The 23,997-nt window shown below is 41.4% G+C and carries 15 protein-coding genes; 5 read left to right on the forward strand and 10 right to left on the reverse strand.

What is annotated here, in order from left to right:
* Window positions 1-50: 50 nt before the first annotated feature.
* Together ACNURT_RS18440 and ACNURT_RS18445 are read right to left on the reverse strand one after the other, a co-directional pair.
* The gene (locus ACNURT_RS18440) at window positions 51-1,235 is read right to left on the reverse strand and encodes a FecR family protein (RefSeq protein WP_419698966.1); all 1,185 of its coding nucleotides are present in this window, start codon (window positions 1,233-1,235) and stop codon (window positions 51-53) included.
* Window positions 1,236-1,356: 121 nt separating this feature from the next.
* Window positions 1,357-1,959, reverse strand: coding sequence for an RNA polymerase sigma-70 factor (locus ACNURT_RS18445; RefSeq protein WP_370995451.1), 603 nt, complete (start codon window positions 1,957-1,959; stop codon window positions 1,357-1,359).
* Window positions 1,960-2,695: 736 nt separating this feature from the next.
* On the opposite strand from ACNURT_RS18445, the gene ACNURT_RS18450 reads away from it, so the two are divergent.
* Complete coding sequence (locus tag ACNURT_RS18450) at window positions 2,696-3,916, forward strand: hypothetical protein (protein WP_419698967.1); 1,221 nt, start codon at window positions 2,696-2,698, stop codon at window positions 3,914-3,916.
* Here the strand turns inward: ACNURT_RS18450 and ACNURT_RS18455 are convergent.
* Together ACNURT_RS18455 and ACNURT_RS18460 are read right to left on the reverse strand one after the other, a co-directional pair.
* Entirely contained in the window at window positions 3,913-4,050 is a 138-nt protein-coding gene (locus ACNURT_RS18455; protein WP_419698968.1) for a hypothetical protein, read from the reverse strand. The genes ACNURT_RS18450 and ACNURT_RS18455 overlap by 4 nt on opposite strands.
* An 11-nt stretch (window positions 4,051-4,061) precedes the next feature.
* Window positions 4,062-6,374, reverse strand: coding sequence for a GH92 family glycosyl hydrolase (locus tag ACNURT_RS18460; protein ID WP_419698969.1), 2,313 nt, complete (start codon window positions 6,372-6,374; stop codon window positions 4,062-4,064).
* A 418-nt stretch (window positions 6,375-6,792) separates the two neighbouring features.
* On the opposite strand from ACNURT_RS18460, the gene ACNURT_RS18465 reads away from it, so the two are divergent.
* Together ACNURT_RS18465 and ACNURT_RS18470 are read left to right on the forward strand one after the other, a co-directional pair.
* Complete coding sequence (locus ACNURT_RS18465) at window positions 6,793-8,274, forward strand: FAD-binding oxidoreductase (RefSeq protein ID WP_419698970.1); 1,482 nt, start codon at window positions 6,793-6,795, stop codon at window positions 8,272-8,274.
* 210 nt (window positions 8,275-8,484) lie between these two features.
* Window positions 8,485-8,619 (forward strand): hypothetical protein, encoded by a 135-nt coding sequence (locus ACNURT_RS18470; protein WP_419698971.1) that lies wholly within the window; start codon window positions 8,485-8,487, stop codon window positions 8,617-8,619.
* 188 nt (window positions 8,620-8,807) lie between these two features.
* Here the strand turns inward: ACNURT_RS18470 and ACNURT_RS18475 are convergent, their stop codons facing one another.
* Window positions 8,808-11,933, reverse strand: coding sequence for a PVC-type heme-binding CxxCH protein (locus tag ACNURT_RS18475; RefSeq protein WP_419698972.1), 3,126 nt, complete (start codon window positions 11,931-11,933; stop codon window positions 8,808-8,810).
* A 328-nt stretch (window positions 11,934-12,261) separates the two neighbouring features.
* Window positions 12,262-12,990: a hypothetical protein gene (locus ACNURT_RS18480; protein WP_419698973.1), complete on the reverse strand. Its 729-nt coding sequence runs from the start codon at window positions 12,988-12,990 to the stop codon at window positions 12,262-12,264.
* A 210-nt stretch (window positions 12,991-13,200) separates the two neighbouring features.
* Here ACNURT_RS18480 and ACNURT_RS18485 point away from each other — a divergent pair, with 210 nt between their 5' ends.
* Both ACNURT_RS18485 and ACNURT_RS18490 read left to right on the forward strand, forming a co-directional pair.
* Window positions 13,201-14,649, forward strand: a complete 1,449-nt coding sequence (locus ACNURT_RS18485) for an IS1182 family transposase (protein WP_419698974.1) — start codon at window positions 13,201-13,203, stop codon at window positions 14,647-14,649.
* Between the two features lie 318 nt (window positions 14,650-14,967).
* A complete protein-coding gene (locus ACNURT_RS18490) occupies window positions 14,968-15,285 on the forward strand; it encodes a hypothetical protein (protein WP_419698975.1) in 318 nt (105 codons plus the stop codon).
* A 135-nt stretch (window positions 15,286-15,420) separates the two neighbouring features.
* On the opposite strand, the gene ACNURT_RS18495 is transcribed toward ACNURT_RS18490, so the two are convergent.
* The 4 genes from ACNURT_RS18495 to ACNURT_RS18510 form a co-directional block, all read right to left on the reverse strand.
* Window positions 15,421-15,864 (reverse strand): hypothetical protein, encoded by a 444-nt coding sequence (locus ACNURT_RS18495; RefSeq protein WP_419698976.1) that lies wholly within the window; start codon window positions 15,862-15,864, stop codon window positions 15,421-15,423.
* 6 nt (window positions 15,865-15,870) lie between these two features.
* Window positions 15,871-19,449, reverse strand: coding sequence for a DUF6443 domain-containing protein (locus ACNURT_RS18500; protein ID WP_419698977.1), 3,579 nt, complete (start codon window positions 19,447-19,449; stop codon window positions 15,871-15,873).
* 27 nt (window positions 19,450-19,476) lie between these two features.
* On the reverse strand, window positions 19,477-22,965 hold the full coding sequence (locus ACNURT_RS18505; RefSeq protein WP_419698978.1) for a hypothetical protein: 3,489 nt from the start codon (window positions 22,963-22,965) through the stop codon (window positions 19,477-19,479).
* Between the two features lie 76 nt (window positions 22,966-23,041).
* Window positions 23,042-23,989, reverse strand: a complete 948-nt coding sequence (locus ACNURT_RS18510) for a hypothetical protein (protein WP_419698979.1) — start codon at window positions 23,987-23,989, stop codon at window positions 23,042-23,044.
* Window positions 23,990-23,997 lie beyond the last annotated feature (8 nt).

Here is a 23,997-nt window from a genome sequence, read left to right on the forward strand (position 1 = left end):
GCTTTGATTTTAGTTAAACCTTTCTGTTCATGATTGGTAGCGTGTATGCCTTACGGAATGATCACCAGGCGCTTGTGTTTGGAAGGCCCTGGCAAAGACAGTTCAATACGGTAATTAACTTTACCCAATTCCAGCACTTTGAGCACTTCCGATAAAGAGTAAGTTTTATCTATGGTTCCCGAAAATAAGCGGCTTCGTGATTGGCCCTCATATACAACCTCCACATCATACCACCTGGCAAGTTCACGCATTAAGGCATGTAACTCGGTGTGATCAAAATGGAATAACCCATTTTTCCACATGATGGCGTCCTCCGCATTTAAATGAAGGATGTTCAAGTCGATGCCATTATTAACGGCTTGTTCACCGGGTTTGAGCATGATGGCATTTGCTTTTGAAAGGACTTGTACAGAACCTTCCAGCAAGGTGGTTTTCTGTGAATCTTCGCCGGGATACGCGTTGATATTGAAATGAGTGCCCAGAACCCGCACATGCTGGGTGCCGGCAGATACATCAAAAGGTCTTGTTTTATCTTTGGCTACTTCAAAATATCCCTCACCCGTTAACCAGACTGTTCTTTGACCGCCCACGAAATGCACCGGATACGTTAAAGAAGAAGCTGCGTTCAGCCATACATGGGTTCCATCTGGAAGTTGTACTTCGTACTGTCCGCCATTTGGTGTAATAATAGTGTTCGTTGTGCCCACGCCATGATCTTTCTGATCAGATGCCTGGTCATCAGACAAGTAGGTTAATCTGGTACCGGTTGTTTTGGCAATCGTTACCCCTGATTCATTAGAAATCACTCCTGACTTTGAACTGCTCAAATCTATTCTTTTCCCATTTCCTAAAATCAATATCGCTTTGCTGCCACCTGGCTTAACATCATTTTTGGCCATTTGCTCTCCGTTAAACATGCCAAAAGTTCGTACGGTTAGGTAACCAATGGTAAGGAAAACGGCTAATATCGCGATAACAGCTAACCATCTCCCTCGTGTTTGAACAGTCTGCGGTCCGCTTTGCCTTCCCAACCTTTTGTCAATCTGTTGATCAATAGTTGATAGCAGCCGGTGCTCCATATTTTTGATTTCCTGAGGATACAGGCTATCTGTTAGCTTTTTGTTCTGATCAAATGTATCATACCAACTGTCCAGTTCCCGCAATTCGTTTGGAGAAGCTGTTCCATTATTAAACTTTTCAAGCAGGTGAAGTATTCTGGTATTATCGTTATCCATCAAAGGCTATTTAATAGGTATTAACTTGAAGGGGTAAAAGGTGCTACTCTGCGCAATTCCTTTTTTATAAAATAAACATAACTCACAGATAATGAGTTCAATAATTTAATAAAACGTTTTATTAAAAATGCCTAAAAAAAAGAATGAGGATTAGCATATCAAAATGATTTTCATGAAATTCAGATTTCATGACGCGCATTGCTTTAGTGATATGTTTTTTTACCGTGCTAACTGATATGTTTAACCGGGTTGCAATATCCTGTTGGGACAAGTGTTCAAACCGGCTTAGTAAAAATACCTCCCGGCATCTCTCGGGCAGTCTGCCTGCTGCAAGCCGCATGCGTTCCCTTATTTCCTTAACATCCAGCACCTCGTCTGGCATCATGGGACCGATGTGTGTTTCGCGCATGATCATATCCAGGTGATTTAAATGAACCTGCTGAGAACGATAGATATTATATACTTTATATTTGAGGGCGGTTTTTAGCCAGGATGCAAGATTGCCTCTTAACTCGACTTCATGCCGTCTTAAAAAGAAACTCACGAAAACTTCCTGCACAATTTCCTCTGAAGCTTCTTTTGATTTTAACCTTTGATAAGCCAGGTCTATTAGAATCTGCCAATAACGATGATAGATTTCTGCAAAAGCAACTCTGTCATCCCGGGACTTAACCAGGTCGACCAATATTTCATCTGAATAGCTTGGGGCTTTATAGGGACGCATTAAATCAATAGTACAAGATTGCAATAAGTCTAATATATATGTTTTTTCTTAAAACTGTCTCGCCTCACTGGAATTCTGCAACTATTGACCACCGAGGGATTTGAAAGGATACTACTGCTCGGGCAATGTTTGCAGTTAGTGGCTGTGCAAAAGGCCTGCAAATCTTTATCTACCAGTCAGGTGCAGATGCACAATCCAAGAGCCGGGAGCGGATCGGCCGGGTTTTCCAGTTCACGGTCGATAATTTCAAGGAACCTATTAGCCTGGAGAGGGTTGCAGCCATCGCTTGCCTGAGCGTACCTTTGCAACTGTTTCAAAAAATCCATTCAAAAAACCTGTATCGATTTCTTGAATGAGGCGTGGGTCAGCTATGCCTGTCACTTGCTGCTCGAGACGCTTAAACCGATACCTGCGATTGCTTATGATTTGGGTTAAGGAAATTGTTTGCGATTTTAATTATGTACAAACATATATTTATTGTATAATGGAAATTATTACGATAAAACACCTTTTAGGGCAACTTTATAGGTAAACGCTACATTTATGTACAAACAAATGCCATATTTTATTTATAATTGCAAATCCCTATTCAGCCAAATAAAAACCGGTTCTATTCAGAAAACCATTTTATAACATTTCTTCATAAACATTGAAAACTAATACTAAAAAGATCCTTGTAACTACCGTCATAATAATTGGCATTACTATTCAAGGACTGGCTCAACAAAGACACAAATTGGCTGTACAAATTATCGCAGACAAAAAGCTGGATACTGTATACAAAAAAGCTACAGCTATTTTAAGCAAAGGCTTTAATGCGGGTGACGGCTATCCACAGGTTTGGATACGCGATTTTAATACTTTCATTGAAACCTCGTGTAAAGTTTACAGGCGTGACAGCATCAGGGCAAATCTTCTTACTTTTCTCAAGCTTCAACAAGCCAACGGTGAAATTGTAGACGGGTATGTATTAAAAGGTCATGTAACCTGGAATGATCCAAATATTTATGTCTCTTCAAATGAAAACTCCCATGTGGGTTTTAAGAATACCGTAGAAACAGACCAGGAAACGTCGTTAATACAGGCTATAGCCAAATATATCCGTATAACCGGTGATAAATCCATTTTGCAGGAAAAGATAGCAGGGAAAACCGCATTACAACATCTGGAGGTATCCATTAGTTATTTATTAAAAAACCGCTATTCAAAAAAATATCATCTTTTAACCGGAGCTACGACACAGGATTGGGGCGACGTACAGGTTGAAGGTGGCGCAGTAGTTGATGTTGATGAAAACACCCATTGGGCTATGGACATATATGATAACGCTATGTTTGTTATAGCGCTTACTGACATGGCCGGCTTTTATAAAACCGGGCCAGAACGGCAAAAGTGGCAACAGCTAAAAGCCATTACTATAACCGCTATCAGAAAATTCCTTTGGGATGCAAAAAATCATAAATTCATTCCGCATTTATACATTGGTAAATCACCTTTCCCGATAAGTTTCGATGAAAACAAAATCTACTTCCACGGTGGAACGGCGATAGCTATTGAGGCTGGGATCTTATCAAAACATGAAATCCGGCTTGTTAATCAGGACATGCTAAGGAATGTCAAACTATCCGGCGCGCCGTCTATTGGTTTAACACTTTACCCTGTGTATCCCGAAGGTATTTATAAAAACTCGACAGCATCAAAACCTTTTGTATATCAAAACGGCGGAGACTGGACCTGGTTCGGCGCCAGAATGATTCAGCAGCTTATAAGTCATGGCTTTATTAAAGAAGCTTATGCTGAATTACAACCCATGGTCGCCAGAACAATTAAAGACAATGGTTTTTATGAGTGGTATGGCGTTGATGGCAAACCCAACGGTTCCGCAGCTTTTAAAGGCTCGGCCGGGGCATTGGCAAAAGCGATTGACCAATTGAAAGAGTGGGCAAAAAACAATTAATTAATGCCTAATATTGTCAGCAACGTGGCAGGTAATTTCCAGGCAATATTAATTCGGTGCCATCGAATCTTCCATGTGATCACCAATAAACCGCTACCCATGCAGTTTACAGGTGATCCATAGTTTTTTCTCATGTTATTAAGTATTACAATGGGTTCTTTGCCGGCAGATCGCTTAATTCTAATTTCAGTTCACCGCCATTGATCAACTGGCTATGATAAAACCAGGGCGTTTTTATTCCTTCACCATTTAATGTAGCCCGTTTGATATAACAATCATTTTTATCTTTCCTGGATGACACGATCATAAAAGTTCCCCCTTTGTAATAATCTTTGTTCAAATGAATCTTCACCGTATCAAACACGGGAGCTGTTATCTGCCAGGTTGGTTTTAAGGCAGCCCCACCCTGAAAATCGAACAAGCCGATCGCCATCAGTACACTGTAAGCCCCCATCATACCCTGGTCTTCGTCGCCATGATAACCATCCTCGGGAGTGATATTCGTAAATAAAGCAGATTTAATGGTACGTACCCATTTCTGAGTTAAATCAGGACGTCCGGCAAAGTTGAACATATAAGGAATACCCAGCGCAGGTTCATTTTCAAAATCGCCATAAGCCGTTCCGTGCTGGCCATGAGGCACCATAAACCGTTGCCCCTCCCCTTTGATCATTTGAGAATCCAGCCTGGCCACATATTTCTTTTCTCCCCCGAAAAGTTTAATCAGGCCTTTGGGATCCTGAGGAACATAGTGTGAATAATTCAGGCTGTTTGATTCGCAAAATCCAAGGGTATTAAATTCCTTATTTTGCGACACCGGCACGAAATCTTTTATCCACGTTCCATCAAGATTCCTCGGATGCATATATCCAGTAGCCGGGTTCCATATGTTTTTATAGTTTTGACCACGTTTAGCAAATAATTCTGCATCCGTTTTCTTGCCTAATGCTTTCGCAAACTCAGACAGGCACCAGTCCTGATAGGCGTATTCCAGCGTCATCGCGGCACCATCCTTGTGCATTCCCTCTCCCTCGATACCTTCCGGTATATAGCCTCTTTTAATATAATAATCTATCCCGCCGCCCTTTGGATTTTTCATGTCGTGCTCATAGCCCGCGTGCGAGCGAATACCACCCGGAAAAGCATTTTTACGAAGTCCCTGATAGGCCAGTTCTGCATCCCAGTTCCGGATCCCGAACTGGTAAGCCGACCCCATAAAAGGGGAAGCTACATCTCCGATCATCACAAAAGTATAATTCCCTCCGGAAGGTCCACGCGGTATGAGGCCTCCGTTGCGGTAAAGATCAAGCATGGTGTTGCAAAAGCCGTCCACCACTTCTGGATAGGCCAATCCCCACAGCAGGGACAGGTTCCAGTGAGCTCCCCAAAATGCATCGAAATTGTAATGCGGAAAAGGCCTGCCATGGTTATCTTTCAAAGTATATTTTATTCGGGTTGATGCCCCGGTGTTATCGGGATAAGCACCATCCACATCACTGATGATACGGCGTCCCTGCAACGCATGCCACAGATCTGTGTAAAAACGTTTCTTCAAATCCTGATTTTCATTGCTCACTTCGATCCGACTCAACCAGGAATTCCAGTCATTTTGCGATTCGCGTACCACACGGTCAAAATCCCAGTGAGGTAATTCAGCAACCATATTAGTACGGGATGCCGGAATGCTGGTGTAAGAAAGTGCCACTTTCATCAAAATTGGCCGGGCGGTTTTATCGAACGTCACCCAAGCTCCTATATCTTTGCCGGAAATGGTATCGGCGTTTTCATTTAGAACCTCCCCTTTCCTCCATTTACCTAAAAATTTTATCGGTTGGGAGAATTGGGCTGTAAAATATACTGTAAACGGTTTTGGGCGACGGTACGTAGGCGCCATGGTCACAGAGCCTTCCAGTTCCGCTTCTGAAACTTTTCGCAGATTTGCCGATTGTATTTTATCCATTAGCGTAGCGCACAAATCAAAATATATCCCAGGTACCGAATCTTTGCTGAAAGTATAACGATGCATTCCTACCCGGGTGGTAGAAGTCAGCTCGGCTTTCACATGATATGTTTTTAAGTCTACGCTATAATACCCTGCCTGAACCGTTTCCTGATCATGAGAGAATACCGACTGATATGCGTCTGTTCCTAAATGGCCTTTGGGCGTTCCGGTAAACGGCATTACTGCCAGTCCGTACAATTGCCAGCAATGAATATGACTAAAGCATTTAATTGTTGTATCTCCATAAAGATATCCGTTATTCCAGTCACCACCTAAACGTGTATCCGGGCTGAGATTTACCATACCAAAAGGTCTGGTCGCGGTATTAAAGAAGAACCAACGGCTGGTTTGTGTACCGGCAAGGGGACAAACATAATCTACCGGTCTGCGCGCTTGCTGAGCCCTGGCGTCGAGTGAAATTAAAATAATCGTAAATACAATTAAATTACGTATCATAAAATGCTTATTTATTATTTATTATTTAACTCACTTTACACGAGGTCAATCTTATAGCTTTTTCCCGGATTTCCCAAAACTAAACAACAATATCATTTTTGGTCCTGTTTATGTTATAACCCGAGCTGTATTTTAATGCAACCCTAATTTCTCAGGAATTAACTTTTGCTTCCTTATAATAATAAAATTTATTCCCCTGCTAAAAACCGGGCTTTTCCAAAAAACTCCGGTAAATGAAAGTTCGGTTATTCCGATTCAACCTAATTCCAGACTACAAAATGCGGCTGAGGGTAAGTCATCAATGGCCCATTGTATCGTAAATTGTCGCATTTTACCCTTTAAATGTCATGATTCCCACTTGAAACCTATCTGGAACACATATAACTTTACAAAACAATAAAGCATTGCAAAAAGACATATGGAAAAGATAACCTCAAACGACATTCGTTTTGCTGATCTTAATGAAAAACGCTTCAACAAACGCTTTACCGGGAAACCTGAATATTTCTGCCTTCCGGAATCAACCTCAGATGTCGTAGCTGCTGTGCAGGAAGCCGTCAATACTCAAAAGAGAATAGTTGTCCGGAGCGGTGGGTATTGCCTTGAAGGATTTGTGTCAGACCCGTCCGTACAAGTACTAATTGATATGTCCCTGATGAAAAGTATCTCCTATGATGCTAAAAGATCAGCTTTTGAAGTAGAGGCCGGCGCCACTGTCGGTGAAACGTACCGCAGGCTCTTTTTAGGCTGGGGAGTGGTTCTGCCGTCTGGACAGCATCCCAACATAGGAATCGGCGGCCATGTACTGGGTGGGGCTTTTGGCTTTCTTTGCAGAGAATATGGATTGGCTGCAGATCATCTCTACGCTATAGAGTTAGTTGCCGTAGATTCATCCGGCAAGGCGCACAGCGTTATTGCTACACGGGAAGAAAATGATCCAAACCGGGAGCTTTGGTGGGCGCATACCGGCGGCGGCGGCGGAAATTTTGGCATCGTTACCCGATACTGGTTCCGATCTGCGGGAACCGACGGTGCTAATCCTGCCACTGCTCTTCCGAAGGCACCCAAAACCATTACGACCTTTAGGGTTTCATGGGACTGGAATAATTTTAATGAAAAACTATTTTCGCAATTAGTTCAAAATTTCGGTGCATGGGCGCAAAAGAATAGCAGCCCGGAATCGCCTTATAAGCAGCTATTCAGTTTGCTTTTTCTGAATCATCGTAACATGGGGAAACTGGAAATGAAAGGCGTTTCCACCGCGGGTCCAACGGCAATACAGCTCATAGACGAACATCTCGCATCAATTGCCGACCCTTTAGGCTTGTCTTATACGCGACAAGTGGAAGAGACTGCATGGCTACAATTTGCGCTTAACCCTTTTCCGGAACTTTTTCAGCCAGGGTATGACAAAGTAAAAGCTAAGATTAAAGACGCTTTTCTTCGCCGCCCTTTTACAGATGATCAGATTACGACGGCATATAAATATCTGACAAACAATGAGCCGGTAGGCGGTGGATTAGGTATGGCCACTTACGGCGGCCGGGTAAATGCCATAATGCCGGGAGCAACAGCCTCCGTTCAACGGGATTGTATCCTTGATATCGCATGCAATACAGGCTGGGGAGAACCGAAAGGCGAAGCCGCAAGCCTTAGCTGGGTACGCAATTTCTATCAAGACCTGTTTGCCGCCTCGGGTGGCGTTCCTGTGCCCAACGAGCAGACCGGTGGCTGCATGATCAATCATCCTGATACAGACCTGACTGACCCGCAATGGAATCGTTCGGGTATCCCATGGCAAATCCTATATTACCGAGATAATTACCCCCGATTGCAGCAGGTGAAACAAAAATGGGATCCTAATAACGTGTTTCATCATGCCTTGTCAATTAGTCTCTGATAGGTTGTCATACTCCCTTATGTTCATGCTTGTAATGCCATTAATCCAAAGGAATTTTTAAGGATTAATGGTATGCTTGTATATTAGTGTCGAGCATATACAATTTCTGACACCGTTTCGATTTTAGTTTGCTGGTTACCACGATGAAGACAAACTTTGCAAAAACTTGGTGGCCATGCCTATAACCACAATTTATTTGTGACCTTTAACATGGCAGCTTATTTCATGTTTTTAATGGGTGCTATTGGCTTTTTAAAGAATTGGAAGATATTACAGTTCTTCGCTATGTTCTTTATCGTGTTTGGCATGTTTGGCAATGCTATAGGGAACCTATATTCTGTATAAAGACAGGCGGTTACTTTCCCGGCATTTACACAAGCTTTCTAAACCTTGCTCTCACACCTGTTATTATCAAGAAACTATATGCCCTGAAATAAAAACAGTATATATATTCGACGTTAAACAAGAACTTCTTCTATATGGCGAAGAACGATTTTCAATATTAAAACATTTCAATACCATACAGTTTTGTATTATCCTTTCTTTTTCAAAGAGGCAAGGAACGTAAGTAAATCAGCGAATTCTTGTTTTGACATCGTTTGGGCTAATCCGGCAGGCATCATAGATGTCGACACTTTTTTTATTTGCTTAACATCATTGGTTTTAATTTTCTGAACAGAACCTCCAGGGTATTTCAATTCGATATCTGTCTCTGTCCGGCTTGAAATGATCCCCACCAGGGTTGATCCGTCTTTCATAGTTAGTTGTGAGGTCTCATATCCGAAATTAATACCCGCAGAGGGGTTAATAATAGCATCAAATAATCCTTCCTTTGGTAATTTCGCACCTATTTCTGATAAATTAGGCCCAAATTCAAAACCATCTTTATTAACTCTATGACATACGGAACAAGTTCTGAGGAAAACGGCCTTACCTTTCAGGACATTTCCTTTTAAAGCAAGTATGGCATTAAGATTAGCAGAAGGCATCTTGGTTTTAGCAATTTTGGCAACATTAGTATTGGGTAAAAAGGCCTTTGCTTTATCCAATGTGCTTTTTCTGAGTGTTCCGCTCAAGCCAGCAACAGCCGGTGTAATTAAACTCTGAGGCAATTTTTTTCCCTGGAGCATTTCCAGAACGCGGTCTTCCCCATTTTGGCTTTTACCCAGCATTTGTGCCGCTTTTTGACGTATGGGCATGCTGTACTGGTTTGATAAAACCACCTTTGACATGATAGCTGTTGACTCATCGTTGCCTATTACGCCAAGCACTGCTAAAACATTGGATGCCTTTTGCTGATCTTTACCTTTAATAACATTTAGGAACCGAAGATCTTCATTAGCTTTAAGTAATACCCTGGCCGCATCGGCCCCGATTCCTCCGCTCTGATATCCTCCGTTACTCTGAATACCGTTGGCCGTCACCAGATCCATCAATTTATCAGCTTCTGTGGTAATATTATATTGTTTTACCATATCAACAAAATCCTGTGTCCCTGTGTATGAATTTAAAACCTGTTTCAACTGTTCCTGGGATACAGGTGAGCCCGATATATCCTGAGGATTTAATGACTTTAATACGATGGCACTCAATTTTAAATCTTTACCATTATTTTCTTCTAATAGTTTGACCAAAGCTTTGGATCTATCAGCTTCCGTATAAAAGTCAAAAGCTCTGAGGTATCTCAAACGGGATTTTAATGGAACATTTGCATCTGAAGCCAGTTTTACCAGATATGGAAGAGCGGTATTTGTACGTGCGCGCCATATGATGTCCCTGCCTCCGGCTATTAATAAAGGATCCGGTACTACTTTCAGGTAGGCTGCAAAGAATTGGTCCCATTGCTTGTCGGCCCCAATACCCAGTGCCTCTAAATACCATTTGTCCTTGCCATCATGTTTCGCGGCGAGTGCCGCCCATATCGTCGCGGCCTCTGCCTCTTTCCGGTGCCGTAACGCAATCGCACAATCGCGCCTTACCTGCGCGTCCGGATCATTTACCAGGGCTTTTGCAAGTTTAAGCACATCGGTATTTACTTCTCTTGCTGCTCTTAGCCCGGTTATTCTCAAATCAGGATCAGAATCCCCGATGGCTTCTGAAAGATATTTTGTGGCCTTTGCTGATTTGGAAAGCACCCATAGGGCTCTTGCACGCATACGGGAACTGGTCGATGTTGTCCAAAGTTTTTCCAGCTCTGCGACTCCGGCGTCTCCCATGCTGCTTAATGCGATAAAGGCATGCCTGCGAACGGCAAGATTTGGATTTTGCAAGGCAATGATTGCGCCTTTAGGAGTAGTAAAGTCCTGTTCAGGTATTTTATAAGTGGCTTTCATACCTTTAGGAACAACCCGGTATATACGGCCGCGCTGAAGATCCCCAACCCGGTGTCCTCCAACGCCGGGATCATACCAGTCGGCTACAATTAAAGAACCATCCGGTGCTGTGCAGACATCCACCGGGCGAAACCATTGATCCCGCTCACCATCAAGCATGTTAAGGATGCCGGCGGTATATCCCGCGCCGGCCTTTTGTACGGGATAGGACCGGACAACATTATGTCCTGGTTCTGCATGGATCATTGAATTTTGAAATTGCCGTGGCAACAGCGTCCCTTCATAAAATGCCATTCCGGAAGGAGAACCGGATCCCGTTTGTAACAGATTGGGAATGACGCCAGGGTCATTTTGGTGCCAGTGACGAAGCGGAATAGAATCTTCTATGTTAATCCGCTTGGTTGTCCAGCTGGCCCCGGTCATTTCATCGGTGTATCCATAATTTCCATATTCCATAACATAATTGATTCTAACGCCTTTGTTCCCGTCATCATCATTATCACTTTGCCATATATTTCCATAACTATCGACGGCCGATTCATATTCGTTTCTAAAGTTATGGCCCAGGCATTCCACATGAGTACCGTCCGGATCACAGCGAAATAACATTCCTTCTTTGTATTTTTTAGGACCAATCTCATCGCCATCCTGATCCAGTACAACCTCATTATTTTTATCTCTGAGGGTTTTACCGGCGTTCCCAAAATTGAAATATAGTTTACCATCGGGGCCGAATGCAAAACTGTGCATTCCGTGATCATGTTGTATACCACTTATCCCTTGAAATAATATTTCTTTTCGGTCGGCTTTACCGTCATTGTTATCGTCATAAAAAGCCCATACGTAGGGACTTTGTGATATCAGTACCCGGTTACCTAATACGCACACACCTAAAGGTGCATTAACCTCGGGACCCTGATAAAACACCGTGCTGGTTTCCAAGCTTCCGTCTCCATCCTTATCTTCCAAAATTACTATGCGGTCGCCTGCCTCTCTGGGTTTGTTTTGGTTAATCTCAAACCGGTAATTATAGGCCTCCGTCACCCAAACCCTTCCTTTTTCATCCACGTCGATATTAGTAGGGTTGATTAACATTGGTTCTGTCGCCATCGTTTCAACCCGCAGCCCAGGGGCCACATCGAGCTCTTTCAAGCCATTTTTAGCCAAATGCTTTTGTGATTCAGTGAGCGGCGTATCAATCGCCGATAAATTATACGATAAGTGGTTACCGGATATGTTAGTAAAGGCCAACAATATGACTAACAAGGGCATCGCTGCCGCTAATCCTCTTATTTGTAAAACACGTTTCTGTTTATTGTTATCCATTTTTTTTATTTAAAAAACACTTGTTTCCCGTTTGGCTTTGGGCAAGAAAACTTATGTCAGCTGGTCGTTCCTGCAGGCGTCCTAACAAATAATCCATAGATGGATTTTCGTCCGGATCGGTTATTGCGTAAATAATTGGCTTGAACTAAAAAGTTTAGTGATTGCAAGACCAATATATAAATAAAAAATTAAAAGTGTGAAAAACACAATTATTTTAAAATTTGATAACCTAAGATCCGCTGAAATAAAAACAGTGCATATATTCAAAGTATAGAACAGTATATAAGCTCTGGCAATCTATTCAAGAATTCCATAAGAGGTCAAAGGCCTAAAATTTTTTCTTAAAATAATCGCTGGCTTTAATAACGGCTTCCACCCATATCCCTGAATAAGGATTCAACACAAACTCACTCACACCAACCCGGTTTGCGCCAGGCGCCCAATTGTAAGTATAACCCATTCGTGTCCATGGATAATACACCTCAGTACTCGTGAGCGGTTGAAAATAGGATGTGATGATATAATTATTGAACCAAAGCTTATATTCCGGACTTGCATTTAATGATAATGTACCCGAAGCCTTTGGTACGGTGACGTCGGGACTTCCTGCAGGCCGGAAAACATTGTCGACCTGCACCCAAAATTGTGCTATATGGGTATCCCCCGATACAGGCGGCAAGCCCAGCATTTCATTTAATTTAAGAATAGTATCGGTTTTAGAAGTCATTTTACTCCGTAACCGGTACTGCATTTGGCCGGGAATAAACAGCCAGACCTCGTTTGTTGTTCTGGTTGAATCTCCCACCGGATACCCTTGGAGATCACCGGTAAACGTAGCCATCAATACGTAATTTTTTCCATTAATTATTTTCCACTTCAACACAGGATTAGCTGGTGTTAACGTCATCAACGTATCGATGTTTTGGGTGCTGTCGGCAATCATGGCAAGTTTTGTTGCCACATTGTAAGCCTTTGTAACTTTTTTACTTTGTGCGTTCACCATGGTGCTTTTGCATACAAATGGAAACAGCAGAATAATAGCCAGTAGTTTTTTCATGATAAGAGGTTTAGATTTTATCATGAATTTAAATATTATTTATAAAAAGCATATTACTTTGATAATAAAATCTGTCCCACAGTTGGCGCACGCGTGCGCCAACTGTGGGAGGTATCCTGTGAACCACAAGCGGGACGTGGCTGTTGCGCAACGCATCATTTATTTACACAATAATTATGGCAAGATGTTGGTTTTTAGTATCTTAATGTCATGCAAGGAAAGAAGCATTATCAAGAGAAGCTCTTTACTAATTTTCAACTGTCCGACCGTGTTCCTGTGGACAATATATATCGTAAACTTAAGGAAACACTGGATTTACAGTTCTTATATTCTGCTACCTCGAAGTATTACGGGAAAGATGGACAAAAAAGCATTGATCCGATTGTTTTCTTTAAGCTGTTGCTTGTTGGTTACTTAGAAAATCAACCAAGTGACCGGCGTATTGTTAATGCAGCCGCTATGCGCCTTGATATTCTCTATTTTATTGGTTATGATATTGACGAAGAATTGCCCTGGCACTCTACTTTAAGCCGTACCCGTCAGCTTTATGATGAAGATGTATTTAACCAACTATTCAAACAAGTATTAAAGCAATGCATCGACAAAGGAATGTTAACCGGTAAAAGGCAGGCCGTTGATAGTGTATATGTAAAGGCCAATGCGGCTTTGGACAGTATAAAGGAGAAGGCTATCATGGAAGACGCTATGGCCTTTACCAGTCAGTTAAAAGATGAGGAATCAAAACAGGGTAATAATGATGATCAAATATCCGATAAGCCCGAAGATCCTAAACCTCAAAAGCGCACTAATGCAAATCGCGTCAGCACAACCGATCCTGATTCAAGGATGTCCGTAAAGCCGGGCAAAGTAATGAAGCTAAATTACCTTAGCCAGCTTAGCGTTGATACCTCCAGCTATATTATTACCAGTATCGGGGCTTTCCATGCAGATAAGAAAGATAGCCAATGCCTTGATGCGGTAATTGACAAGATAGATAATAACCTAAAGGAATATGGCTTAACGGTAGAAGAAGTCATTGCTGATGCCAACTACAGTAGTTCATCCGTACTGGAAAGCCTTATCTCACGAGGTATTACCGGCTATATTCCCAATACCGGAACTTATAAACAGGAACGTGATGGGTTTGCATACGATGCAGAAAATGATGTTTACAAATGCAGTCAGGGAAACACATTAAAGTTCATTGGTTACAAAAATCATCATGGCGTTTCAAAGACATACATGAGCAAACGGTCCGATTGCAAAAAGTGCCCTATTCGCATGAAATGTCTTGGTAAGTCAACCTATAAAATGTTGACCAGTTCCATAACTAAACCTTTATTTGAGGAAATGCACAAACGCATGAACGATGATTACGGTAAACAGATGATGACCATACGGAAAAGTACCGTTGAACCTGTCATTGGGAACCTGATCGAATACCTGGGTATGCGAAAAGTAAATACAATTGGGATAAAACTGGCTAATAAGTGTATGATAATGGCAGGAATCGCATATAACCTTAAGAAGTTGATCAAATACGGAGGAACGAACTTTTGGGATGCGATAATAAGCTTATTAGAGCCTCAAGCGATATTTAACCTTATCGCTATTAAAACTGCCACCAATCAATTCCGGATAAAATTATCGCCTGTCTAAAGCCTCGTTGCGCAACAGCCACGTCCCGCGTGTGGCAGCGGAGGGGAAAAATAAAAAGATACTGAAGCTTTACATTTTTTATCTTTAAGGACTAAATCATATCACTATGGCTGACCCGAAAAGATCATCGTTCCGACCTCGGACGTCGCTAAATCCGGTAGCTTTCAAGTTTATCTGAATGGGAATTTATATAAAACTATTAACACCAATTACTCCTCGCCCAGAGCTGATATCGGCTGGTACGGGTCAATTGATTATACACTTTCCCCCGATTGTATCATTATACCTTCCGCTAAAAGCACAGGGGGAAATACGGCGATGATAAAATTGATTTCCGGCGAGATTAGACTGGACTATGCGGGTATACTGCAAAACAATCCAGGTTCTGCTCCTCCATTTATTTTAAACACTGCCATTCATATGCCTACTTATCAATATGCTAATGATTATACCACCCAAGACGCCATTGATGATATGAACTTAAATATTGAAAAGCTAGCGCAGGACTGGATCAATTATCCGATTAATGTTGGCTTTACAAACAATTTTTATAACCCGAATGATCCTACACAAGTGCAGCCAGACGGCATCCACATGACAGCCTTGGGTCAGAGAGCACATCATGTACGCCTTTGATGGCCTTGATCCAACATGCTAAAACAAGGTTAGCTTATAAAAAGTAAAGCCCAGCTCTCATAAAGCTGGGCTTGGTTTTATTATCAGCCTTCGGTTACCACAAACGAGACGCTTGCGGCTGTGTGTCCAAACTATCTATAATATCAAATTAGTATCTATCGTTGATTCTATGTCTCCAGAATATTGAGACTCAGATATAATCTCTCTTATTTCAGCAGGTAACTGATCAAGTTTAAGTGGAGTAACGGGTCTCGCCACTAGATGATAGTGCGGTTCGGAAAAGTTGTTTAATACTGTTTTATCAAATGAGTAAAGCCCTCTTTCTGCCATGTGCATAAAATCAGCAAGGTATCTTTCATCGATCGCCGTAGTAACCACGCTATTTAAATCAGGATTAATAATTATTTCAGACCTTACAGGTAGGCCTCTAAAAAAGGAGGCCAACATTTGATTCCTTTCAAGTGATTTGGCTACAGATGCAGGCAATTTTCCACCACCAGATGCAACAAAGGCAATACTTTCGCCACTAATAAAAAACCAATCTATGTCTAGCGTTTCTTGTTCTAATTCAGTAATCATAGTCCGTTAATTTTTCTTAAATATAACCTTACAATTGTCACACATTGGCACTACTTGTCCGGTTCTTGGTCTTATAGCAGGCGTTAGATTTATATCTTGTGGCATAGCTTTTGGATTCTTCAACAATAATTCGTTTGCGGCATGTACTTCACAACATGCACCTACTGTTCCAGCTGATGTTTTTGCTCCGATTCCACCTAATGACTGTGCTGCCTCTTCTAATTGAGGTGCAACAACTGTAGGTGGTGCACCACTTGTAGCAATAGCTGTTTGTCCGTTCAATTCGGCACCACCAACTGTTGCTGGATAACTACCCGCTGCATTTAAGTCACTTGCTTTTGCTCCGACAGCCGCCTCAAGTTCCCCCATTCTTGCAGCCCTGCCCATTTTAGCAACATCGCTAGCTTTGCCAATATCCCCTCCAGGTAAACCTAACTGGATTATCTCGCCAGTAACAACCGCTGCAACTTCAAGCTTATCGGTGTTTGTTCCAGTAACCGCCTTGACCGTATTGTGAACAACGGCTCCGACTAATGCATTTTTTATACTGCCATTACTCAATCCTTTGCTTATGGCGTCCGCGGTTTGCATAGGAGTCTGGCGCATGGTTGCCCTTAAATTATTCCATCCCTCTTGTAAGTTTTGAGCGACCTTACCAGCAAAGTATGCAATTTTCCCCCAATCCGGCCACATACCATCCGGATCAACGAATCTAATGGGATCATTAAATCCATAGACATAAGGACTCCACCTTCTTCCTTTCTCTGCCAACGGATCTACACTCGTCCACCTGGCAATGACCGGATCATAGAACCTGGCGCCGTAATCGTACTGGTTCAGTTCCTCCTGTAATTCCTTCTTATTGTAAAGATACTTATTTCCTGCGTTTACTTGCCGGTGCACGTTTAATCCAAAAGGATAGTAATCATCTTCGCCTACCTTGCCATTCGTTTGGTCAAACGCTACCCGATTATTACCCAGGTGATCAGTCAGTGTGTATTCATATACATAGTTTATTCCGCTCTTATTAACCCTTCCTTCTTCAGTTTGTATAAAATCCATAACCGGTGTTCCATTACCCGTTGTAGTGTATTGTATCCCGTCAATATAGTCCGTTACTGTGTTGCTGTTAGTCTTTCTTAACTTTTCGCCAGACGCATCATATACATAAGAGATGCTTGTGCTTCCGGTTACGCTTCTCGGTAGATTCAACAAATTATAGGCTATGTTATTATTGTTCCTCCCGTCATGATTCATATTCCCGTTCGAGTCATAGGTATATGTATTAGCTGTCAACCCTGTTACTACCTGTAATTGATTCCCAACATAGCTGTATCCATAGGAAGCATTTGTTCCCCTGGTCAGATTTTTGATATTCCCTAATTCGTCATAGCTGATGCTACTTTCGCTAAATCCCGCACTGCTGATACCATTGGTTAGCCTATTCAGGGCATCGTAGCTGTATTTAACATTTTGTTTACTGCTGATCCCGGCATTATATACTTGCTCTGATACGTTTCCATTGAACTGAGGTACCGCCCCATTAACCGGCAGGTTATAACTCAACTGTTCGGCAAACAATCGTTTGGTTGACACAGCTACACCAGGGTCATTAATCTTTGACAGCCAGCCTCTTTCGTTATAGGAATAATTGATATCCTGCAGGAATGGAGCCGTACCGTTCGCGCCGTGCAAGTGTTTAGCCATCACCTGTCCGATCTCGTTGTAATCATTTTGCGACAGCAATACTAAGGGATTGTTATCGATCTGCTCTTTGGTCTGGATCTTGCGTCCCACATGATCATACACAAAGGTATTGGTTATCGTCACGCCTTTTAATTTGTCTGTATTATTGGCATTTTTGGTGTAATGTTCCCGTTTACTGTCAGTTAGCTCTTCGGTGATATCATTATAACTATTGGTGATCTGGTCATAATTATAAGGGCTGGCTACGCCGCCGAGGTAGTGCTGTTTAAACGTTTGGACTTCGCGCCCCTTGTCATCATAATAGTGCAACGTCCATAGTTTCGATCCGTAAGTACCATCCGCATTTAAAACCGTAGTTTTAGTGGCAGTCAACAATCCAGTTGGTGTGGACATTGTGCCACTTATTGTTGGCAGATATGGTTTTTCAGGAAAGGCGTAATCATCATAATAGTTGATATTTAGGACAACACCTTGCGGATCAGCTGTGCTATAACCGGTGTTTGTGCTTGGGTTTTTGTCTAACCAAAAGGAGGTTTGATTATTCGCCCAGTTTAGCAGCCATTGTTCCAGTGCCCTGCTTGGGGACGGGATATTTGTATCTGCCGCACTGCCGGATGCTCCTGTAGATGACCATAACCCAGTGATTGCTACTCTACCCATTACATCATATTGAGTATATGTCCATACCTGCGGGCTCTGTGAACGTTGGTTCGCATCCTGACTAAAGATTACCCTGTCCATTTTATTATAGACCATAAACTCCCAACCCTTGCCCGGTATTTTTTGTTCTATCAACCGGTTTTTGCTGTCATAGTGATAGCCATACACAAAGTTGATGAATATACCATCGGTTTCCAGGAAGTTTGCCGGATAGGCGGTTCCAGCAGGTAGTTGAGGAAGAACATAAACCAGGTTATTCAGGTCATCGTAAACATAATTGATGATCTGGTAAGTAGTAGCAGTCATTTGTATTTTTCTGCAAACCAGTAAGCCCTCCTTATCTTTATATTCTATCTTATTATTCCCGTTCTCATCTGTAGACGTTGTCGCAGATAACTGGCCCGCTGTATAGTTGGTATTGCCACCAATTAAACCATTTCCATTAGCGTTTACCGACCATTGAATCACATCGCTACCTGTATTGGTACCATAGGCCATTCTTTCCGTATGTCCGCTGCCTTGTATATTACTGCTGAATAGTTGCCAGGGAATACCGGGCGCCCCTTGTTCTATTACCCTATTTAAAGGAGATGGCTCAAATGCTGTGCTCGCTGAGGGATAGTTGATCTGGCTCACACCTGTGGGCGGAGTGGTATAAAACTGTTGTTGAGATGTCAGCGCATCGGATTTATAGCTACCGTCACTAATCCCACTGATTAGCGCATAAGGCAGGTATTTGGTGGCCTCCCTACCGAATTGATCATAGGCCATCGGTTGTACCACATCTTTATTAAGCGTACTACCTTTTACCTGTATTGTCTGTAGTGCCCGCCCAAGTCCATCAAAATACTGAACCGTCTGCATGACCTGACAGGTACTGTTACTTCCGCTTGATGGATCAGCTATACCAGCTTCTCGGGGTATTGATGTTAGTATATAGGTTAGATTCTGACTTAGTTTGGTGCCAAGTGGCAAACATTCCGGGGTATTGATGTAGTAACTATAAGAATTGGTACTGGTAGCTGTAGCCGAAAAACCAGGAGATAATACTATACTATTTTCATTGTAATAATTGCCAGGCGCAGTGGCGGGTGTGCTCAATTGTGCAGGATTCGGAATATACTGAGCCTTTACTCCATGGCTCAATAATATCAGTAAGCATAACCAAGTTGCCTTAACCCCAATGTTACCAATTGTTAGATGTGATTGTGTTTTCATCTTGATGTGATTCATCTATGCGTATGATTATTGTCCTTGATAGTGATAGTCAATATGTTTAATGATGTTCTGGTTCTTTTCACGGATATTCATCAACCGTTGAAAACCATCATATTCGTAATAAGTTGTCTCATCTTTCGGATCCGTGGAACTTGTCATTCCAACCAAGGGGTCATACGTATACGTGAACATCTGTGCGTCAACCGGGTAGAACCGTACATCATCAATCTGTCCGTTAGGTATACTTATTGTATAAGTGCCTCCTGTTATGGGCCCTGTGGACAATTTTTGTAATGACCAGGAACTTCCTGTTTTTTTCCAGTAACTCAGTATATAACTTCGTGCTGCCAGGTTGTTTAATGTTTTGTTATATGCCCCGATATAACTTAAATGACCAGTCCTGCAATCGTTAATGGCACTGTTCCCTCCACTCTCTTCAAAGCTGTCATAATAAAAATCTTTAGATCCGGAAATGACAGGTATCGACACCGAATAGGCAACGGAAAGATTAACGGGGACAATCAGGTTTTGCGCATCATAAATACTGGCAGTCAGTGTATAATTCCCGGGAGGTAAGCCGGTAAGAACCCTGTTTGACGAATAATTCCCACAACTGGCACTTCCAGTAGCTAAACAAAGCGAAAAAGGGCCGGAACCAGCGTTATTTGGCCCATTAATCTCTATAGTCACCTCTGCACGAACGGTACCACTCCCCTCATCACCTCCAAAATCAATTGATAAACTGATGGTACCATCTGCACCTACGATAAATTGCCGGGTAGCAGCGTCTCTGCTTGCACTTAGGAACTGTATGGAAAAACCATTTCCGCCGGAGGTCATCGTTGTTTTTAATGTATTTGCAGCATTAATAACTTTTGCAATCGGCAGGGTTTTATTATACCCCCATTCAAAGCTTTCTATTATCCCCTTTTTTGTCTGCTGTAAAACATTTCCGCTGTCGTAAGCATCAAACTGAATATCAGTCACATCATCTCCATTTAAAGAATATCGGTTTTTTATATTTTGAGGATAATAAAAGCCCGAACCCGTTGGAAATTCGTTATAGTTAATCATCTTATATGTAGCCTGCGTATTTACAACTGTACTAATTTGGATAGGATAGGCCAACATATTAGCAGTAACCATCTTGGGGTAAGTGGTTCCTGAACTATTATTAAATGGGTAAAGATAATTAATCGCTTTTTGGGCTCCTTTACTGTTAGTCAGCTTTTCATCCGTTACCAACCTATAATTGGGATCATAGGTAAAATCAGTTGCCCTAACCAACGGATTTAACCCCTGAGTGTTATATATTTTAACAGTCTGCTTTTTTAAATATGGGTGAAAAGTATAAATAGCATACGGCGTCCTATTATGTTCAGTAGATTGAATTGATCTCACATAATTATTGTACCTGTTTACATCATCATTATATTCATTAATAGTTTCCTGAAGCAGGAATTTGTCCTTTGAATATATTTTATCGCCTAGAAGCCGCCCTCGTTCAAGTTCTAATTTAGATATATCTCTACTAAATAAAGGATTCCCAATTGCCAAAAATGGATCTTTATCCATGTAGCCGTTATCATGATTGGTATAACTGTATACATGATAACCTTCATTGCTTTTTTCAGTTACCTCTGTATAAGTTATATGGTTGCCATTGGTTGTATTAAGGTAATTCAATGGAGCACTCGAAAGATGATAGCTATTGAGTGTTCCACTCGTTGTTTTTAACTTTTCATAATAATATACCGGGTTTTGCGAAAGAACACCACTTGATAAACTTCCATTATTCACATAGTTTTTATTATAATAAAACTCTTTTATAATTGGTGTGGTAGAAATCGCATCATAATTTTCAATTCTTCTGATTCTTAAACCGCCAGCCATTTTATTATTAGTTAAGAGTTGAAGATTCATAGAAGGGGTTTGATTAACTATTGTACTATATGTATGCGGTTCAAAGAAAAATAAAGAATATCCCCCTGAAGGATAAGTCATCTTTGATAGTACACCTGCTTTCATTAAAATTGAATCGGGCTCTCTGGATGCATAATAATTATTTACATTAGGAATAGTGGTTTGATTTTGGCTACTGGCCCCATCCCATAAGTTTTTCCCATTATAAAACCCCCAGTGGTCCTCTTGTCCGGAATTATAAGGAGGCAATGGTGTTTGATTGTACTCAAATGCATATTTATATTCACCGTTTGTATTGGGTACCGATTTAAATTTAACTGCTTCAAGCATGAGTCTTTGCTGATTATTCTCGATATAGTTAAGCCCAACTTGTTTTATCAAAGTACCATTGGTAGTTATTTCCAGCTTATCCAGTTTATAAAAAGTTTTTGTAAGTGAAGGAAATAGATATGGAAAAAAAGTGTCTCCGGTAAGAGGTTTCACCCTCTCCGGATAAGCCAATTCATTACTTATTGATTTTAAAAAAGTACATATAGTCCCATTATCTGTTTCAATTCTGTCCAGATAAGATGAATTGACTAAATACTGATCAACCTGATTCACATCATATTTATTAAAGCGCCAAATGGCAGGCTCAGTAAATTTAATATCAGTATAAACCGTTTGTTTAATGGTGTATTTGCGATCGTAATAAAACTTGACATGACGCCCTGCAGGCGATATTACTTCTGATAACAACCAAGCGCTAGCCTGTATATTTCCCTTTATAGAACCAAGCTGAACCTTATTGGGAGGTGGTACCGGAGAGCTTTGGGGATCAATATTATAACTGGCCACATCTGTTGGCACTGCCACACACGAAAACTCTATGGCATTTTGATCTTTTCCAAAAACATATACTGTTCCATCATTTGCAGTTATTACGAACTTAGTGATCGCTCTGGGAACCTGATATGTTTCCGCAGTAGGGGTGCTCATTTGATATGAAGTGCTTATTTCATGTTCAACCTTTAATGTCAGATTATCCTTCGAAATAACCACCCATTTTCCTTCATGATTAAGTAAAAAGCTTCCGCTGATCCCGTTAAATGAGAAGCTAAATTCGTCCGGAGCATAATCACGTCGATATTCATTAGCACCACCACCGATCTGATCCAGATAACCTTGCTGATTCCAATTACTTGCGGCAAGGGTGCTAAATTCGTCGACGTAAGATGTACGTTCCCCACTCCGACGCTCCTGCTCATCGAAGTACCCATTTGTATGACGGGTAATTACACCTCCGGCACTTAGACTCCAATTTAGGCCAACCCAAGATGGATGTTCATCTGGCCTGCATCCTTGTGTGTAATAAGATAAACTAATGGGTACTTTAATAGTTCCATTCGTAATCTCTCCAATAGGAATAGAAATATTTGCCGCGCCAGTATAAGGGGAAACTGGGATATCGCCAAAGTTACCCAAAGCACTAACATTCGGACTTTGCAAACTTGGGTTAGAATTCATTAACACTATGTCACTTGCTGTTTGAGCAGCACAAATTGAGATAAAGCAGGCATTTAGTATAATGCTTAAGAACAGGTATTTCTTCATTGAGATTATTATAAACGGGATAAGGGCTATATAAGAATGGGATTTAGGATAAGGTTTTGTTTAGAGAATAAAATTTTTATTCCTTTACTTTTTTGGGATGTAAATTCTTGATTAATAATCCATGAAGAGTTTCGTTTTGTTTAATTAACCATGTAATTTGGTCGCGAAATACGCTATTGATACTTTCTTGTTCCTTCTTCTCCTTGTCCTTTTCAATCAAATACAACGTCAACTCCTCCACTTTCTTCATTAACAACTTATTCATTTCACCCAGGTTCAAGCCGTCTTTAGCAATTTGCTGCTCTGATGGTATTTCCGGTAAGTGTTGATTCTGATCGATGTATGCTTTAACTTCTTGAAGAGATGGTAGCTGATAACCCTTTTTGAAAACATAATCAGGCCAGGAATTTCTTAATTGCACCGTGGCAGATGTAGCGATCATGCTTCCGTTAACTGCAAACTGATAGCCCACTGGTACATAATTGGTGTTTACACCTACTGACCCTATTAAAAAGGAATTACCATTGATTTGGCATTCAAATGGAACATTATATCCTCCTGGAGTACCACTGGCTAAGGTATTACTTGATGTCCAACTACAACCAGGTGAAACTTCTGCAGAATAAAAAGTATTTCCAGAATAAGGACCACAGTAGGCATAAATGGTGAAGGCATTTGCATTAACACCACTATTATTGGGTACAATGTGAATTTGAGATATAAAATTACTTCTGCCATAGGAGGTGGCTGTTGCGGCAAAGCCGAAACCGTTGCCATCAACATTAACGGAGTTACTGGACATGATGTGCAGTTCGACATGTCCCATCTGACCGATATTGGCATTATAACCGGCTCCGCCAATAATCCTAATATAGGCATCAAAGCCCCCTTGTGGTAAGTTTGCAGTTCCTATATTGACCCAGTTTCCCACTCCATTGTTATTGGACGATAAACTGCCATAAGTTTGAGCGATGGCGTTACTGCATAAAAATATCAAGAGTAATCCGATGTAGATTCTTTTCATGAAATGAA

Source organism: Mucilaginibacter sp. NFX135 (genome assembly GCF_048565145.1).
Taxonomy (GTDB): domain Bacteria; phylum Bacteroidota; class Bacteroidia; order Sphingobacteriales; family Sphingobacteriaceae; genus Mucilaginibacter.

What these genes read in the sequence shown, in the direction of transcription:
- ACNURT_RS18500 (WP_419698977.1), bottom strand. Translation starts at nt 19,449, where the DNA reads ATGAAAACACAATCACATCTAACAATTGGTAACATTGGGGTTAAGGCA.
- ACNURT_RS18470 (WP_419698971.1), top strand. Translation starts at nt 8,485, where the DNA reads ATGGCAGCTTATTTCATGTTTTTAATGGGTGCTATTGGCTTTTTAAAG.
- ACNURT_RS18445 (WP_370995451.1), bottom strand. Translation starts at nt 1,959, where the DNA reads ATGCGTCCCTATAAAGCCCCAAGCTATTCAGATGAAATATTGGTCGAC.
- ACNURT_RS18495 (WP_419698976.1), bottom strand. Translation starts at nt 15,864, where the DNA reads ATGATTACTGAATTAGAACAAGAAACGCTAGACATAGATTGGTTTTTT.
- ACNURT_RS18440 (WP_419698966.1), bottom strand. Translation starts at nt 1,235, where the DNA reads ATGGATAACGATAATACCAGAATACTTCACCTGCTTGAAAAGTTTAAT.
- ACNURT_RS18505 (WP_419698978.1), bottom strand. Translation starts at nt 22,965, where the DNA reads ATGAAGAAATACCTGTTCTTAAGCATTATACTAAATGCCTGCTTTATC.
- ACNURT_RS18510 (WP_419698979.1), bottom strand. Translation starts at nt 23,989, where the DNA reads ATGAAAAGAATCTACATCGGATTACTCTTGATATTTTTATGCAGTAAC.
- ACNURT_RS18465 (WP_419698970.1), top strand. Translation starts at nt 6,793, where the DNA reads ATGGAAAAGATAACCTCAAACGACATTCGTTTTGCTGATCTTAATGAA.
- ACNURT_RS18485 (WP_419698974.1), top strand. Translation starts at nt 13,201, where the DNA reads ATGCAAGGAAAGAAGCATTATCAAGAGAAGCTCTTTACTAATTTTCAA.
- ACNURT_RS18455 (WP_419698968.1), bottom strand. Translation starts at nt 4,050, where the DNA reads ATGAGAAAAAACTATGGATCACCTGTAAACTGCATGGGTAGCGGTTTA.
- ACNURT_RS18480 (WP_419698973.1), bottom strand. Translation starts at nt 12,990, where the DNA reads ATGAAAAAACTACTGGCTATTATTCTGCTGTTTCCATTTGTATGCAAA.
- ACNURT_RS18490 (WP_419698975.1), top strand. Translation starts at nt 14,968, where the DNA reads ATGATAAAATTGATTTCCGGCGAGATTAGACTGGACTATGCGGGTATA.
- ACNURT_RS18460 (WP_419698969.1), bottom strand. Translation starts at nt 6,374, where the DNA reads ATGATACGTAATTTAATTGTATTTACGATTATTTTAATTTCACTCGAC.
- ACNURT_RS18475 (WP_419698972.1), bottom strand. Translation starts at nt 11,933, where the DNA reads ATGGATAACAATAAACAGAAACGTGTTTTACAAATAAGAGGATTAGCG.